5 protein-coding genes are annotated in these 17,538 nt (G+C 72.6%); 2 read left to right on the forward strand and 3 right to left on the reverse strand.

Annotated elements, in window-relative coordinates:
- Positions 1-9: 9 nt before the first annotated feature.
- The 3 genes from ABZU43_RS07060 to ABZU43_RS07070 all read right to left on the reverse strand — a co-directional run bounded on the left by ABZU43_RS07060 (position 10) and on the right by ABZU43_RS07070 (position 10,749).
- A complete protein-coding gene (locus tag ABZU43_RS07060; protein WP_355005616.1) occupies positions 10-8,058 on the reverse strand; it encodes an amino acid adenylation domain-containing protein in 8,049 nt (2,682 codons plus the stop codon).
- Positions 8,058-8,282, reverse strand: a complete 225-nt coding sequence (locus ABZU43_RS07065; protein ID WP_355005617.1) for an MbtH family NRPS accessory protein — start codon at positions 8,280-8,282, stop codon at positions 8,058-8,060. The genes ABZU43_RS07060 and ABZU43_RS07065 overlap by 1 nt, the downstream gene beginning before the upstream one ends.
- A gap of 1,303 nt (positions 8,283-9,585) precedes the next feature.
- Positions 9,586-10,749, reverse strand: coding sequence for an acyl-CoA dehydrogenase family protein (locus tag ABZU43_RS07070; protein WP_355005618.1), 1,164 nt, complete (start codon positions 10,747-10,749; stop codon positions 9,586-9,588).
- 250 nt (positions 10,750-10,999) lie between these two features.
- Between ABZU43_RS07070 and ABZU43_RS07075 the strand changes: the two genes are divergently transcribed.
- Both ABZU43_RS07075 and ABZU43_RS07080 read left to right on the forward strand, forming a co-directional pair.
- Positions 11,000-12,427, forward strand: coding sequence for a UDP-glucose/GDP-mannose dehydrogenase family protein (locus ABZU43_RS07075; protein ID WP_355005619.1), 1,428 nt, complete (start codon positions 11,000-11,002; stop codon positions 12,425-12,427).
- A 151-nt stretch (positions 12,428-12,578) separates the two neighbouring features.
- Positions 12,579-17,474 (forward strand): permease, encoded by a 4,896-nt coding sequence (locus tag ABZU43_RS07080; protein ID WP_355005620.1) that lies wholly within the window; start codon positions 12,579-12,581, stop codon positions 17,472-17,474.
- Positions 17,475-17,538 lie beyond the last annotated feature (64 nt).

The raw sequence follows: 17,538 nt of genomic DNA on the forward strand, positions 1-17,538 counted from the left end.
TGGTCCGGGTCAGTCGGCGTCCGGCCGGACGAACGACCGGAGGGCGGCCAGGGTCAGGGCGGCGAGCCGCTCGATGCTCGTCCGCTCGTTGAGGTTCTTGCTGTACTTCAGGTGCAGGCTGAGCTCGCCGTTGGCGAACCGCGCGAACACCTGGAGCCGGTGCATGCGTTGCAGCTTCGGCATCGGCCAGGAGTCGTCCATGGCCGGCCCGAGCAGCGGCGACTCCTCGGGCTCGTGGGCGAACTCGCCCCAGTTGTTGAGCAGGATGTCCGGCTTGCCGAGCGGGGCGAGCGCGTCCGCCACCGCCGGATGCCCGCCGAGGTAGCGCAGCAGGCCGAAGGCGAGGCCGCGCCGGGGCACCGCCTCGATCTGCTCACGGACCGACTCCAGCAGTGCTCTCGGGCCGGGCTTCTCAGGTCGGCGGACGAGCCGGGGTGAGGTCATCGAGAACCGGCCGATGGCACGGGACAGGTCGAGGTCCTGACCGCCCATCTCCCGACCCCGGGCGACGAGGTCGACCAGGATCGACGACTGACCGGACCAGTCGGTGAAGCCCTGGAGGGTGGCGGCCAGCAGCGCGTCGTTGACGCTCAGGCCGTACTCCTGCGGCACCAGCCGGCGCAGCGCGGCGGTCTCCTCAGCGTCGAGCCCGACCACCACCGTCTCCTCCGACGACATGCAGTCGTCTCCGTCGAGGTGGTCCAGCGGCCAGGTCGGGACGGGTTCCTTGGCCAGCGCCGTCCAGTACGCGATGTCCTCGGTCAACTCCGTGCCACGGGCGAGCGCGTCCAGGTTGCGGGACCACTCGGCGAACGACGCCGTCGGCAGCGGCAGGCGCGGCTCCTCGCCGGCCTCCACCGCCTGGTACGCGGTCTGAAGATCTGCCATCAGGACGTCCCAGGAGCTGTTGTCCATCAACTGGTGGTGGACGATCACCACGAGCAGATCGGGACGGTCGGCCCCGAAGCGGACCAGGGCGACCTGGAGCAGCGGCCCGTTCTCGATGTCGAGCTTGCGGTGCAGGGTGCGGTCGAGGCGCTGGAAGGCGACCTCCTGGTCCGCCGGGTCGAGGGCGGACAGGTCCACGCTGGTGAACGGCGTGGGCTGGTATGGCTCGTTGACCCGGACCGACAACCGGCCCCCGGGTCGGGGGAAGCTGATCCGCAGCGAGTCGTGATGGGTGATCACCGCCGCCACGGCCCGCTCCACCAGCGCCGGGTCGAGTGCTCGCAGCGCATCGAACATGAAGATGTGCGTGTACTTGTGCGGGTCGGCGAAGTTCCGCTCGGCGAAGGCCACGTGCGACGCGACGAGCGGGACCACACCGGGGTCCGTACGCCGGCCTCCGTCACCACCCGCACCGGCGGTGGTCTGCCCACCGGCCACCGACGCGAGGCCGGCGACGGTGGGGTGCGCGATGAACTGCGCGGGGGTGATCACCACACCTGCCTTACGGGCCCGGTCCACCACCCGGATCACGTGCAGCGAGTCCCCACCCAGGGCGAAGAAGTTGTCCTCCGGACCCACCGACGGCACCCGCAGCACCTCCCGCCAGATCCCGGCGAGGACCTCCCGTGCCTTGTCGGCCGGCGTCTGCGCGGCGGTCGCGACCGAGGCGAGCGCGGCGATGGTGGGGTACGCGATGAACTGCGCGGGCGTGATCACCACACCTGCCTTACGGGCCCGGTCCACCACCCGGATCACGTGCAGCGAGTCCCCACCCAGGGCGAAGAAGTTGTCCTCCGGACCCACCGACGGCACCCGCAGCACCTCCCACCAGATCCCGGTCAGGATCCCCTCCACCGGTCCACGCCGGGTCTCGGCGGTGGCGGTGGCAGCGGCGGTGGCCGGAGCCGCGGTGGTGGTCGGCGCCGTCAACGCGGCCCGGTCGACCTTCCCGTTGGGCAGCCGAGGCAGGCGGTCGACGAGCGCCACCGTCGGCACCATGTAGTCCGGCAACCGCTCCCGCAGCGCCGCACGTAGGTCGTCGGTGGAGAGCGCGGCACCCGGCCGCAGCGCCACGTGGGCCACCAGCCGCCGGTCGTCCGCACCGTCGTCGTCGCACAGCACCACGCACTCGCCCACGCCGTCCAGGGCGGACAGCGCCGAGGCGACCTCGTCCGGCTCGACCCGGTGCCCCCGGATCTTGACCTGGTCGCCGATCCGGCCCAGGAACTCCACGGTGCCGTCCGGCAGCAGCCGCCCCCGGTCACCGGTGCGGTAGAGCCGGTCGCCCGGCGCGCCCAGCGGGTCGGGCACGAACCGCTCGGCGGTCGACGCGGCGTCCCCCAGGTAGCCCCGGGCCAGGCCCGCACCCCCGACGACGATCTCGCCGGGCAGGCCGGTCGGCACCGGCCGCAGCCTCTCGTCGAGTACGTACAGCCGCGCGCCCGGGATCGGCCGACCGAGCGGCACCACCGCCTGGCGGCCCGCTCGGTCGATGCGGACCTCCGACACGGCGACGATGCCCGTCGTCTCGGTCTGGCCGTACATGTTGACCAGCCGGGGCGCCGTCCCCGGCGCGTTGCGGATGGCCTCGGGAAGCTCGTAGCGCAGCGGCTCGCTGGCGGTGAGCACCACCCGTGGCCGCCACCCGCCGGGCGAGGTGAGCGCCGGCAGCAGGACCCGCAGGTACGACGGCACCAGGTCCAGCACCTGCACGCCGTGGGCGGTGACAAAGGTGAGCAGCGCCAACGGGTCGGCCAGGTGCGCGCGCCCGGCGACGACCACGTGGCCGCCCAGCGCCAGCGGAACGGCGAACTGCCGCACCGACGACGAGAACGCGAACGACGCGGTGTGCAGGAACACCGGCTCGTCGGGCAGGGCCAGCGCGGCCGGCAGCCCGTCCAGGTACGCGGACAGCCCGCCGTGGGTGACCACCACACCCTTGGGGAGCCCCTTGGTGCCGGAGGTGTAGACCACGTAGGCCGGGTGCTCCGGTCGCAGTGCCGGTGTCGGCCGGGGGCCCACCGGGGCCGGCAGGTCCTCGATCGTCACCACCTCGCCCGCGCCCTGGGGCGTACGACCCGCCAGGTCGCGGGTGGTGAGCGTCATCGCCGGCCGGGCGTCCGCCACGATCGCGGCCAACCGCTGCGCGGGGTACGCGGGGTCCAGCGGCACGTACGCGGCACCCGTCTCCAGGACGGCCAACGCCGCCACGACGACATCGACGCCCCGGTCGAGGTGCAGGGCGATAGTCGTTTCCGGGCCCGCGCCGCGTTCGGCGAGCACCCGGGCCAGGTCACCGCTGCGGCGGTGCAGGTCGCCGTAGGAGAGGGTCGTCTCGCCGCTGGTGACAGCCGGAGCGTCGGGTCGGCGTCGCGCCTGCTCGGCCACCCGGGCGGTGAGCGTGCGGTGCACTGCGCCAACCGGCAGCGCCGGACCGTGCGCGAGCGCGTCGAGACGCTCCCGTTCGCCCGGCAGGAGGGGATCCACGTCGAAGACGCGCTGGTCGGGGTCATCGATTAACCGGTCCATCAGCACCCCGAGGCGGCTCATCATCGCCTCGACGGTGCCCTCATCGAACAGGTCGGTGCTGTACTCGGCGTGCCCCTCGATGCCGTCCTCGGTCTCCCACAGGTCGATCAGCAGGTCGAAGCGGGCGGTGCACTGCTCGTTGTCGATCGACGTGAGGGTGAGGCCGGGGCCCGGGTCGGGCAGGCCGCCCGGGGCGTTCTGCAACGCGAAGCGCACCTGGAACAGCGGTGAGTGGCTGAGGCTGCGGGTGGGCGCCAGCGCGTCGACGACCATCTCGAAGGGGACGTCCTGGTGGGCGAACGCGCCGTGCGCCGTGCTGCGGACCCGCCGCAGCACCTCGCGGAAGGTGGGGTCGCCGGAGAGGTCGACCCGCAGCGCCAGGGTGTTGGCGAAGAACCCGACGAGCTTCTCCAACTCGGTGCTCGTGCGGTTGGCCACGGGCGTGCCGACGGTGATGTCCCGTTGGCCACTGAGCTGGGCCATGAGCACGTCGAAGCCGGCCAGCAACGCCATGAACAGGGAGACCTTCTCCCGCCGGGCCAGGTCGGCCACCGCCCGGGACCGCTCGGCCGACCAGCTGACGTCGTGGCGCGCTCCGCGGAAGGTCTGCACCGCCGGTCGCGGCCGGTCGGTCGGCAGGTCCAGCGTGGGTACGCCGTCGAGCTGCCGCTTCCACCAGTCGAGCTGGTCGTCCAGCTCGGCGCCGGTCAGCCAGGACCGCTGCCAGAACGTGTAGTCCACATAGGTGTGTGTCAACTCGGGCAACGAGGACGGCTGCCCCTGGGCGATCTCCCGGTAGAGCGTCACCAGGTCGTCCAACACGATGTTCAGGGACCAGCCGTCGGAGACGGTGTGGTGCAGCGTCAACAGCAGCACGTGCGAGTCGGGGCGTACCCGCACCAGGGTGCCGCGCAGCAGCGGCCCGGCGGCCAGGTCGAACGGAGTGCGCCCCTCGGCGTCGAAGAGGGCGGCCAGCCGACCCTCCGGGTCGGCGTCGCCCCGCACGTCCACCTCGCCGTACGCCACGGCGTCGACCGGCAGGAACTCCTGCACCGGTTCGCCGTCCACGGACGGGAACCGGGTGCGCAGCCCCTCGTGCCGGGCCCACAGCGCGCCGAAGGCCGCCCGCAGCGCGTCGGCGCGCAGGTCACCGTCGAAGCGCAGGGCGAGGGGCACGTTGTAGAACGCGCTGTCCTCGGCGAGCCGGTTGAGGAAGTACAGGCGTCCCTGCGCGTGCGACAACGGGACCGGGCCGGTCCTTCCGACGGCGACGAGACCGGGCCGGGGGGCCCGCCCGCCGAGCGCCTCGATCCGGGCCCCCAGGTCGGCCAGCGAGGTGGACTCCAGGAACACCGCCAGCGGCAGCTCGATGTCGAGCTTCTTGCGCAGCCGGGCCATGGCCCGGACCGCGAGCAGGGAGTGCCCGCCCAGGTCGAGGAAGTTCGCGTCCCGCCCGATCGACTCGACCGGCCGCCCCAGCACGTCTGCCCAGACCTCGGCGATGGCCTCCTCCAGCCGGCTCTGCGGAGCTGCCAGGCTGGGCGCCGGCTCGGCCGCCGTGGGCGCGGGCAGAGCCGCCCGGTCCACCTTGCCGTTGGCGGCCAACGGCAGCGCGTCGAGCGTGACGACGACCTCCGGCACCATGTAGTCCGGCAGTTCCGCGCGCAGCGCGTCACGCGGGTCGTGGGCCGCGGAATCCCCGGCCGCTGTGACGTACGCGACCAACCGCTCCTCACCAGGCCGGTCGGTACGCAGCAGGACCACCGCCTCGCGGACCTGCGGCAGCCGGGTCAGGGTGGCCTCGATCTCCGCCAACTCGACCCGGTACCCCCGGATCTTCACCTGGGTGTCGACCCGGCCCAGGCAGTCCAGCTCGCCGTCGGGTCGCACCCGGACGAGGTCGCCGGTGCGGTACATGCGCTCCCCCGGCGTGGGGGCGAACGGGTCGGGCAGGAAGCGCCCGGCGGTCAGGTCCGGCCGACCGTGGTAGCCACGGGCCACACCGGCACCCGCCACGTACAGCTCACCGACAGTGCCCGGCGGCACCGGTAGCAGGTTGCCGTCCAGCACGTAGAGCCGCGTGTTGGCGATCGGACGACCGATCGGCACCACACCGGACAGGTCGGTGCCGTCGTGCACCTCGTGCACGCAGCAGCCGACGACGGTCTCGGTGGGCCCGTACTCGTTGACGATCCGCAGGCCCGGAGCCCGGCGCCGCCAGGCGGCGGCGGTGGTGCCGTGCAAGGACTCGCCACCGACGATCAGATAGCCGTCCGCAGCGATGGTCCGGCTCGGAACGGCCCGGTCCAGCGCCTCCAGGTGGGCCGGGGTGAGCTTGACCAGCCCGAGGCCCAGGTCGCTGCCGAGCAGCTCGGTGAGGGTCTCCAGCTCGGTGCCGTCGGCGACGAGCACCACCGGCCGTCCGGCCAGCAGCGGACAGAACAGCGTCGTCACCGACAGGTCGAACCGCAACGGCGAGACCAGGGGCGCGCCCCCGCCCTCGGCCACCCGGTACGTCCGTAGGCTCCACGCCAGGTAGTTGGTCAGGCCGCGGTGCGTGACCACCACACCCTTGGGTCGCCCCGTCGAACCCGAGGTGTAGATCACGTAGCAGGCGCTGTCCGGGTGCGGACGCGGCAGCGGCGGCAGGTCGGTGGTGGCGTCCTCGTCGCCGTCGGGCAGCAGCACCGACACGTCGGTGGTGTCCGGTAGGTCCGCGACCCGGCCCTCGCTGGTGACGACCACCCGCACCTCGGCGTCGGTGAGCATGAACCGCACCCGCTCGGCGGGCTCGCCCACGTCCAGCGGCACGTACGCGCCGCCGGCCTTGAGGGTGGCCAGCACGGCCGTGACGAGGTCGACACCCCGGTCCAGGAAGAGGCCGACGCGGGTCTCCGGGCCCACCCCGTGCCGGCGCAGCCGCGCGGCGAGGGCGTCGGCCCGACGGTCCAACTCTCCGAACGTGACAGTCAGGTCGCCGACTAGGAGCGCGGGCGCGTCGGGAGTACGGGCGGCCTGCCGAGCGAACAGCTCGTGCGCGCGCACGTCACCGAGGAGCGGGTCCTCGGTGCGGTTGCCGTCCACTACCGCCGCCCGGGTCTCCTCAGCGGACAGGAGTCGGGCCAACCCGACCGGGGCGTCCGGCGCGGCGGTCAGACCGACCAGCAGAACGCCGAGGTGAGCGGCCATCCGCGCCACTGTGCGCTCGTCGAGGATGTCGGTCGCGTACTCGGCCACCCCCCGCAGTCGGCCGTCGGCGTCCGGCCACACCTCGACCGTGAGGTCGTGCTTGCTGATCGGCAGGTGGTGTTCGACGGCCGCGACCCGCAACCCCGCCGCCTCGACCTCCAACGCCTGGTCCTCGACGAGGGCGAACATCACCTGCGCGAGGGGCGTGTGACCGAGGTCGCGCTCCGGGTCGACCGCCTCCACCACCGTGTCGAAGGGCACCTCGCCGTGCGCCATGCCCTGCTGCACGAGATCGCGGACCCGTCCCACCAGGGCCCGGAAGGTGGGCGCGCCGGAGGTGTCGACCCGCACGACGATCGAGTTGACGAAGGAGCCGACCATCGTCTCCAGCTCGACGCGGGGGCGGTTCGCCACCGGAGTCACCACCGAGACCTCGTCCTGGGCCGCGTACCGCGACATCAGCGCGGCGAACCCGGCGAGCAGCACCATGAACGGGGTGGCCCGCTCCTCCTGGGCCAGGCTGGTCACCGCCGGCCACAGGCCGTCGGGCAGGGCAAAGCGGTGCCGCTCGCCCCGGAAGGACTGCACCGGCGGGCGGGGACGGTCCAACGGCAGGTCGATGACGGGTACCGCGCCGGCCAGTGCGCGCTTCCAGTAGTCGAGCCCCTCGGCCAACTCGGTGGCGCGGTCGGGACGGCTCTCCCAGGCGGCGTAGTCCGCGTACTGCACGGTGAGGGGCGCGAGCGTGGGAGCCCGGTCCTCTGCTCCGGCGCGGTACAGCTCCAGCAGCTCGTCGATGAGCAGGCTGACCGACCAACCGTCGCAGATGCTGTGGTGCAGGGTCAGCACCAGCACGTGCGCGGTGGGCGTCTGCCGGAACAGCGCGGCGCGAGCCAGTGGCCCGTCGGAGAGGGAGAACGGACGACTCGCCTCGCCGCGTACGGCGGCCAGCACCGCCGCGTCGTCGACGGGCAGTGGGCGCGGGGTGAGGTCCACCTCGATGTCGGACAGGATGCGCTGCACCGGGTCGCCCTCGTTCGCCGCGAAGACGGTCCGCAGCGCCTCGTGCCTGTCGACCAGGGCGCGCACCGCGTCGGTGAGCACGTCGAGCCGGAGTGCACCGGTCAGGCGTAGCGCGGTCGGCACGTTGAACATCGCCGAGCCGGGGACGAGCTGGTCCATGAACCACAGCCGGCGCTGTGCCGGGGAGACGGGCAGGTCGCCACCGCGCGGCACCCGGGTGAGCGCCTCGACCGGCCGGGGGCGCCGGCCGCCGAGACGCTTCTCGAACAGGGCCCGCTTCGAGGGCGACATCGAGTCGAGGCGTGACCGGCCGGGCGAGAGCGCAGCGCCCTGTGGCGCGGGGCGGCTGGCACTCGCGTCGGTGGTCATCAGGCCACCTCCCGAGCGGTGCTCTCCAGGTGCGTCACGAGGCTGCGCGGCCGCATGTCCGTCCACTCGGTGGTGACGTGCTCCAGACAGGACGCGCGGTCGGCGGGCCCGTGGGTCACCGTCCACCCGGCCGGCAGGCTGAGCGACTCGGGCCACAGCGAGTGCTGCCCCTCGTCGTTCACCACTACGAAGAAGCGTCCGTCGGGGTTGTCGAGAATGTTCACGTCTTCCTCACTCTGCGCCTGGTCCCAGGACCCGACGAGGAAGCGCTGAACCGGTACGGCGGCCAGGCAGGGACCATGGCGGTCAGACCTGCCGGCGTCGCAGTCGGGACGCGCGTCCCCAGATCGGGCGTCGTCAACTGTCGTTTGCGGAGACTTTTGCTATGCGTCGCTCAGAGGACGTGCGGAGTTTCACCGCCGCGTGTCTCGCTATCGGATTCCACCACGGCCACGGCCGGCCACCTGCACGTTAATCGGCTATCCGACCCGAAGCCGAGCGCCCAATACGGACGCAACCCGGTCGATGTCAAGCAAATTTTGGCAAGCCACGCTGAACCCACGTCGCGCTCCCCCCCGAAGTTGCGACCCAACAGCGTTCATGAATGTAAACGCAAGCGAGGCACAGAAAACCATCAGACACGGAGCGTGTCAAGACCCTTGCCTGCCGCTGAAGTCGACCATCCCAACCGGGACGTATTTATGACAAATGCTCCGCAGGTGGTTGGTCGACCGAGCACGCCGACGGGCCCGCCGGCGCTCCGTCGAGCGGGCCTGCGGGTGGTCGGGCGGGACGACCGGAATCGGGCAGAAATGCGTTGCCAGCGACGCGTCTATGCAGTACAGGGGTATTCTCGGCGGGCTCTCTGCGCCGTGCGGACCGATCAACGACGACGCCACCGCCCACAGTGGACGAGGCGCGTCGGAAGGATCACCCTGCCCGGACGGGGAGAATCATTCATCACGGAAATAGTGGTCACAATCCGACACGGAGACGAGTCTCACACGACAGGCGGAAAGAACGACCGATCATCCATTGTCCGAGCATCCGAATGGTTGGACAACAGTCAATGTAATGGTTGTTAACGCGCGCAATGCGAGGCGCGACGGAGAGCGCCACCGTCGCCGGATCACTGCCCCCGCGAAGCCGTCTACCATCCGGGCCGACAAGCCGACGCGTGAGCCGCCGGACGATTCCGTTCGATTGCCGGATCCGATCAGGCCGAGACGACGCGTCTAGCGCCGGTTTCCTTTGTCGCACAGGCCCGCCACACGCGTGCGTGGCGCCGGGGATAGGCGCTCGGCGCACCCGAAGGCGCCTCCGACGCCGGGCATCCAGTTGGCCGTCGACACCCGAATCCGGGCGGACGCGTGCGCGGACCCATCGATGAGGATCAGTGTGCGTACGTGCCGAATCAGGCCCGGTGCGGCGCTGCCCCGCCTTTACCCGAGCGCCGGGATGCCGCGCGCCGGCACCGGCGACTGCCGGCACCTGACGCTTGAGCAACGGCGTTCGGAAACCCCTCGGTCAGCCCTGCAATAGTTGCCGGGCCATCACGATCCGCTGCACCTGGTTCGTGCCTTCGTAGATCTGGGTGATCTTGGCGTCCCGCATCATCCGCTCGACCGGGTAGTCCCGCGTGTAGCCGTAGCCACCCAGCAACTGCACCGCGTCGGTGGTGATCTCCATGGCGGCGTCGGAGGCGAAGCACTTGGCCGCAGCGCCGAAGTAGGTGAGATCCGCGTCGCCACGCTCCGACTTGCCAGCAGCCGCGTACGTGAGCTGCCGGGCCGCCTCGAGCTTCATGCCCATGTCGGCCAGCATGAACTGGATCCCCTGGAACTCGGCGACCGCCTTGCCGAACTGGCGGCGCTCGGCCACGTACCCCTTCGCGTAGTCGAGCGCGCCCTGCGCGATCCCGACGGCCTGCGCGGCGATGGTGACCCGGGTGTGGTCAAGGGTCTTCATCGCGGTCGCGAAGCCGGTGCCCTCCGCGCCGATCATCCGGTCGGCCGGGATCCGCACGTTGTCGAGGTAGACCTCGCGGGTGGGCGAGCCCTTGATCCCGAGCTTCTTCTCCGGCGCGCCGAAGCTCACCCCGGCATCGGACTTCTCGACCACGAAGGCCGAGATGCCCCGGGACCGGGCGGACGGGTCGGTGACGGCGAATACGGTGTAGAACTCGGACACCCCGGCGTTGGTGATCCAGCGCTTGACACCGTTGAGCACCCAGTGATCCCCGTCACGTACCGCCCTGGTGGTCATGGACGCCGCGTCACTGCCCGCCTCGGGCTCGGAGAGGCAGTACGAGAACATCGCCTCACCGGCCGCGACCGGCGTCAGGTAGCGAGCCTTGAGGTCGGCGGAACCGGACAACAGGAGCGGCATGGTGCCGAGTTTGTTCACCGCCGGGATCAGCGAGGACGACGCGCAGGCACGGGCCACCTCCTCGATCACGATGGCGGTGGCCAGCGCGTCCGCGCCCGCGCCGCCGTACTCCTCGGGGATGTGCGGTGCGTGGAAGTCGGCCGCTCGCAGCGCGTCGTAGGACGCCTTGGGGAATTCCCCCGTCTCGTCGGCCTCCGCGGCGTGCGGAGCCACCTTCGCGGCGCAGACCTCTCGCACGGCTTCCCGGATCGCCTGGTGCTCTTCCGGCAACCGGTAGACGTCGAACGACTCCCCTGCGGCCATCTCGGCCCTCCCCTTCACCACTATCATGCGCAGTCTGTGACGACTCCTGACCGTCGACGGCGCAGACTGAAGACTAGCGACTGCAGTTCAGGTGATGTTACCGGCGCGTAGGTATGGGCAGGACGGCGCACCTGACGCGCTCAGCGATGATGGAGATTGAGACAGTGAGCCACCCTCCGGTGCCCCGCCCAGGCGCCGCAGCAGAATGCGACGCGACGACGCGGCGCCAGCGCGAGCGGAGAAGACAGGCGTGACGATCCCCTACCCCACCATCCAGCCGACCCCCGCCATCGCCGCGGTGACCCCGCCCTCGGGCGCACCCCGGCCGCGGGTGACGTTCCTTGGGACTGGTTACCTCGGTGCGACGTACGCCATCTGCTACGCAGAACTGGGCTACGAGGTTCTCGGGTTCGACGTCGACGCCGACAAGATCGCGATGCTGAACGCCGGTCAGGTGCCGATCCACGAGCCCGGCCTGGACGAGCTGCTCCGACGCAACCTCGCCGCCGGCCGCCTCCGGTTCAGCACCGACATCGCCGAGACCGCCGAGTTCGGTGACGTGCACTTCATCTGCGTCGGCACCCCGCAGCGGGCCGACGGCATGGGCGCCGACCTGTCGTACGTCGAGGCATCGGTCACCAGCCTCGCGCAGCACCTGACCCGCAAGGCGTTGATCGTCGGCAAGTCCACCGTGCCGGTCGGCACCGCCGAGTGGGTCGAGCAGCTCGTCGGCAAGCACACCCCGAACGACCTGGACGTCGAGGTGGCGTGGAGCCCCGAGTTCCTCCAGGAGGGCTTCGCCGTCGACGACGTCCTGCGACCCAACCGGATCGTGGTCGGCGTCAAGAGCGAGTGGGCCAACGGCATGCTCTACGCCGCGCACAAGGGCGTGTTCGACCTGGCCGCCACGGAGGACCGCGAGGTGCCCCTGGTGGTTACCGACTTCTCCACCGCCGAGCTGGTCAAGGTCGCCGCGAACGCCTTCCTGGCCACCAAGATCTCCTTCATCAACGCGATGGCCGAGGTCTGCGAGGCCTCCGGTGGCGACGTCACCCAGCTGGCCCGCGCGATCGGCTACGACCCGCGGATCGGCAACCGGTTCCTCCAGGCCGGCCTCGGCTTCGGAGGCGCCTGCCTGCCCAAGGACATCCGGGCCTTCCAGGCCCGCGCCCAGGAGCTGGGCGCCGGCGAGGCGCTGCGCTTCCTCCACGAGGTCGACCTGATCAACCTGCGCCGGCGTACGCGGGTGCTCCAGCTCGCCGCGGACCTGCTCGGCCGCCGCTCCGGGCCGGCCGGCCCGGACTTCTCCGGCACCCGGATCGCCGTACTCGGCGCCACCTTCAAGCCCAACACCGACGACGTCCGCGACGCCCCGGCGCTCGCCGTCGCCGCGCTGTTGCACAAGGCCGGCGCCGACGTGCACGTGTACGACCCGCAGGGCACCGAGAACGCCCGCCGCGCGGTCCCCGAGTTGACGTACGAGAGCAGCATCAACGAGGCGGTCAACGAGGCGGACCTGGTCTGCGTCCTCACCGAGTGGGCCGACTTCCGCAACGCCGACCCGGTCGCCCTCGGCGAGTTGGTCAAGGGCCGCAAGGTCGTCGACGGCCGCAACTGCCTCGACCCGGCACTCTGGGCCCAGGCAGGCTGGGAGTACCGGGGCATGGGTCGCCCCTGACCCGACCGACGCCCCACCGGCCGGCCATCGAGCATCTCGATGGCCGGCCGGTGTCGTTGTTTGCCCCGGACCCGCCGACAAGAGTCGAAATCCGCGCCAGCTTTGGGCATGCTGCGACAGTGGGAGTCCACAGTGCGGGTGGAGGGGTGTCGTGGCGACCTTTCAATGCTCCTCGTGCGGCCGGGAGATCAAGCCGGCCGTTCGATGCCCGCACTGTGGGGCAGATCAACCACAGTGGGCCGAGCACCTGGCCGACATCGAGCGTTCGATCGCGGAGATGAAGGCGCGCGACGCCGCCATCGCCCGCGAGCAGCGGCAGATCGCCGCCAAGATGCAGGCCGCGCTCTTCCAGCGGGACATCCTCGCCCACGCCAGCGAGGAGCGGCTCAAGCAGGCCACCCGGCCACGCCGGGTGCTGCGTCGCCGCCCCGGCCGACGGCCACCGACTGCCACCATGGGAGCGCCGCCCCGGGTGCCCCGCCAGGGCACTCCGCCCGCCCCGGAGGACCCGCCGCCGCCCCCGCCCCGGGCCGTCTGGCTGGACGTGGACGACCCGGAGCACCCGCCGGAGGCGTCCTCGCGCGAGGTGCAGAACATCCCGCTGGGGCTGGGCGCGCTGCTCCTCGGCGTGGCCGCCGTGGTCTTCGCGGCGGTGGCCACCAGCTCGATGGACGCGCTGGCCCGGCTCGGCATCCTGCTCCTGGCCACCGTGCTGATGCTGCTCGCCCCGCCGGCACTGGCCCGGCGCGGGCTCACCTCGACCGCCGAGACCATCGCCGCGGTCGGCCTGCTGCTGGTGCCGCTCGCCGGCAACGCCCTCTGGGCGGTGGAGCGGATCGGCGTCGGCGGCGGCTCCGGCACGGTCTTCGCCGGGGTGATCTTCGCGGTCACCGCCGCCGTCGCATTCGGGTACGCCGGTTGGACCGGTCTGCGCGCGCCCCGCTTCGCCACCGTGCTCGCCGCCCAGCCGGTGCTGCCGCTGCTGGCGTACGACCAGATCACCGGCCCGGGCGGCTGGGCGCTGGTGCTGGCCCTGGTCGCCCTCGTCGACCTCGGCCTGGCCCGCTCCGGCGTGACCGTCGAACGCCAGGTCCGGCAGGACCTGCCATCGCCGGGCACGCCGTCCGCGCCCCGCCAACGAGACGCCGAGAGCCGCCCGGAGGGCGACCCGGAGGAGGCCGCCGAGCTGATCGACGCCAGCGGCGGCGCGACTGACCCGCAGCCCACCAGGCCGGTGCCCGGCCTGCGTGAGCTGACCTGGTTGCTGCACGCCCTGGCGGTCGCCGTCTCGCTGGCGTACGCGGTCACCGCCCTGCTGCGGGCACAGACCGTGCCGACCGCTACCGGCGCCGGGTTGGTGCTGCTGCTGGCCGCCGTGATCGGGTTGGCCGGCGCGTTGGTGCTGCGGCGCCCGCCGCTGCCGGACGTCGCGGCCGGCATCGTCACCCTGGCGGTGATCGGCTCGCTCAGCCGGATCGCCTCGGTGGCACTCCCCGGCCGGGCGCTGCTGCTGATCGCGGCGGTCATCACGGTGACCGGGCTGGCGGTGCGCGCGGTCCCGGAGGCGGCCCGACGTGGCCCACAGTTGGCCTCAGCGGTGGCGCTGACCGTCAGTGGTCTGGTGGTCGCCGGCGGCGCGCTACGCGCCGGGGTGGCACCGGTCCGGGCGGCACTGCCCGCCTGGAACCCCGACCTCAGCCGGTACCCGGGCGAGCTGGCCGCCGCCGTCGGGCCGACGACCTGGCAGCTCGCGGGTGCCGCGTTCCTGCTCACCATCGCGGCGGTGCTGGCCCTGCCCACCGAGATCCGCCGGGAGTTCGCTGTCGCCGGCGCGGCGCTGACCGCGCTCGCCGTTCCAGCCTCGTTCGGTCTCGGCTGGGCGACGGCACCCTGGCCAATGGTGATCACCGCGATCGGCATCGGGGTCATCGGGCTGTCCGCCCGCACCGACCGAGCCGCTGTGGCGCACGCCATCGGGGCGGCCGTGGTCGGCCTGTTCGGCGCGGGTGCCAGCCTGGCCAGCCCCACCCTCACCGCCGCGGTCCTGATCACCCTGTTCGCGGCCGGCACGCTGGTCACGCTGGCACCCCGGATCCGGATCGCCTCGGCCGCCTCCGAGACGGTCACCGCCTGGGCCGCCGGTGGGGCCGCGTTCGCGCTGCCCGGGGCGGTGGCGGCGTTCGTGGCCGCGACCATGCCGAACGACCCGCTCCTCACCCCGGCGAGCCTGCGCGAGGTGACCGTTCCGATCCTGGCGGCCAGCTTCCTGGCGGTCTGCGTGACACTGGGCTACGCAGCCGTCGTGCAGGTCTCCCAGCGCCACATCCCCGTTCCGCTGTCGGTCGGCACCGGGCTGGGCGCGCTGATGGTCACCGCCGCCGCGTTCGGGGCGCCCGGCGCGACCGTCGCCGACGCCTGGGTGGGCGCTCTCCTGCTGGTCGCGGCGGTGCTGCTCTTCCTGGCCCCCTCCATCGACGCCGGCCGTCGAGCCGATCTCACCCTCGACGGCTCGGACCTGGCCGCCGCGGCGGTCACCACCGCCCTGATCGCCACGCTGGTACGGATCGGGGCGGTGCTCGCCCCCGGCGGGCAGCTGGCGGTGGCCGCCGCCCTGCTCCTGGTGGTCGCCGTGGCCGCCCGCAGCATGCCGGAGGAGTGGCGACGCGGTCCGATCCTCGGCCTCACCGTCGGCGGCGTCCTGATCGGCGTCCTCGCCGGCTGGTCGGCGGTGCGCGGCGGGGTCGGCGTGCTGGCCACCCCCGGCCCGATCTGGAGGGGCGACCTGAGCGGCTGGCCGGCCGCCCCCGTCGGCGGTGCCACCTGGCAGGCGCCGGTCGCGCTGGCACTGCTGGCCCTCGCCGCCGGCATCCTGCTCCCGCCGCCGTGGCGCTGGGACGTGTCCGGTGTGGCGGTGGTGCTCGCCACGATCGGCGCACCGGCCGCATTCGATCTGGCCTGGTGGTCACCGGTGCTGGTCGGCGGAATGGTCGCCACCGTGTTCGGTATGGCCGCAGTGGCCACGGAGGAGGCACGCGCCGGGTTGTCCCGGGCCACTGTGGCCGGGGTCGTCGCGCTGCACGCCGCCGGAGCCGGACTGGTCCGCCCGTGGACCACGGCCCTGGCTCTGGGCAGCATCGCGCTGATCGGCGTGGTGGTGGCCACGCTGGCCCGCGTCCTCGCAGGTCCACAGGTCGCCGACATCGACACCGAGGGCATGCCGCCGCACCTGGCGCAGATCGGCGGCGCGGCGATCGGTGCCGCCCTGCTGGCCCTCCCGGGTGCGGTGGCGGCACTGTCCGCCGAGTTCGACCACTCGGCGCAGGTGGTGCTGACCGCCGCGCTGGCCGCGACCAGCCTCGGCCTGGCCGCCGTGGCAGCGGTCCGCCGACTGGTGCCGCAATATCTGCCCTGGGTCAGCGTGGCGGTCGTCGGCGGGGCCACCATCAGCGCCCTCGCCGCCATCCCCACCGGCCTCGCCGCCGGCGTGTACGCGGCCGCCGCCGCCCTGCTCGGCGTACTGGCCGAGCTGATCCGCGCGGCCACCGTGCCGCCCACCGGCGCGGCCCAGCCGGTCCGGCGCTGGGCGGTCCGACTCGACGGCGCCCTGCGGCGGCTGCCCGACGACGCGGAACGACGGCGGTGGCGGGTCAATCCGGCCGCGGGCGCGTTGGCGGCGGCGGCGCTGCCGACCGCCCTGGCGCTCGCCTCGATTGCACCCGCACTGGTCACCGCCCTGGTCGAGCCGCACCGCACACTGACCCGGATCTGGCAGGGCCCGCCGCCGGAGCTGCTCACCCCTCCACCCGACGTGGTCAACCCGACCCACGTGCTGACGGCGTTGCTGCTCACCGCGACCGCCGCGCTGGCCGCCACCGGGTTCAGCGGCGGGCGGCGTTCCCGGGCCGTGCCGGTGGTGCTGCCCGGTGCGGCCGTCACGCTGCTGATCGCGCCCATCGCGCTGGGCCAGGGCTGGCCCGCCAGCACCGTCGCCGCGCTCTCCGTCTTCACCATCGCGATGCTCGGTCTCGCACTGACCCCACCGCCGGCGCTGGTCGAGCGGGCCCGCTCACTGCGGCTGGCCCGGGTGCTGGTGTTCGCCATCGGCCTCGCCGGTGGCAGCGCCGGGCTCGCCGGCAGCCTGGCCGACCGGCAGATGACCCTGTTCACCCTGGGCAGCGCCGTCGGGGTGGGCGCGGTGGCGGCGCTGTTCGGCACCACGCAGCGGGCGCGCATCCTCGGCTGGCTCTTCGCCTCACTCATGGCGCAGCTCTTCGTGCTCACCGTCGGCCTGGTCGCCGGGCTGGCGGCGGTCTGGTCGGCGTTCGGGGTGCTCGCCGTCGGCGCGGTCCTACAGGTGCTCGCCGCGACAGTCCCCCGGCTGCGCCGCCCCGAGGCGCAACGAGAAGCCTCCACTGTGGAGTGGACCGGGTACGCTGCCGCGCTGATCGCGTTGGCCCTCGCCTTCGACTCGCCCCGCCACATCGCCGCCCTGCTGGCCGCCTGGGGCGCTGTCCTCGGGGTGGCGGCGACCCGACCCGGTCGCCGACCGGTGGAACGCCGGATCCTGTTCTGGGCAGTGGTGGTCTGTGAGATCACCGCGTGGTGGATCCTGATGCGAGTCGCCGACGTGGCGCTGCCCGAGGCGTACACGCTGCCGTTCGCCGTGCTGGCCCTCCTCGTCGGCGTCCTGGAGCTGCGCCACCGGCCCGACATGAGCAGTTGGGTGGCGTACGGCCCGGCGCTGGTAGCGGCCTTCGTGCCAACGCTGGCGATCGTGCTGGCCACCGAGTCCAGCACGGTGCGGCAGATGCTCCTGCTACTCGGCGCGGTCGCGGTGCTGATCTTCGGCTCGTCCAGTCGACAGCAGGCCCCGGTGATCGTCGGCGCGTCGGTCACCGCGATCACGGCGATCCACGCCCTGTTCAGCCTGGGCCCGTGGTTGGCGCTAATCCCGGTGGGCATTCTGCTGCTGGTGCTCGGCGCAAGCAACGAGCGCCGCCGCCGCGCCCAGGAACGCCTACAGACCGCCCTACGCGGCATGAGATAAAACCGGAGCGTCACGGCAGGGCGAGTGACAGCCAGGGTGAGTAGACGCGGCCCGTGAACGGCGC

Source organism: Micromonospora sp. NPDC005205 (assembly GCF_040608275.1).
Classification (GTDB): domain Bacteria; phylum Actinomycetota; class Actinomycetes; order Mycobacteriales; family Micromonosporaceae; genus Micromonospora.

Coding starts and splice junctions, on each gene's coding strand:
- ABZU43_RS07060 (WP_355005616.1), bottom strand. CDS start 8,058: ATGACCACCGACGCGAGTGCCAGCCGCCCCGCGCCACAGGGCGCTGCG.
- ABZU43_RS07070 (WP_355005618.1), bottom strand. CDS start 10,749: ATGGCCGCAGGGGAGTCGTTCGACGTCTACCGGTTGCCGGAAGAGCAC.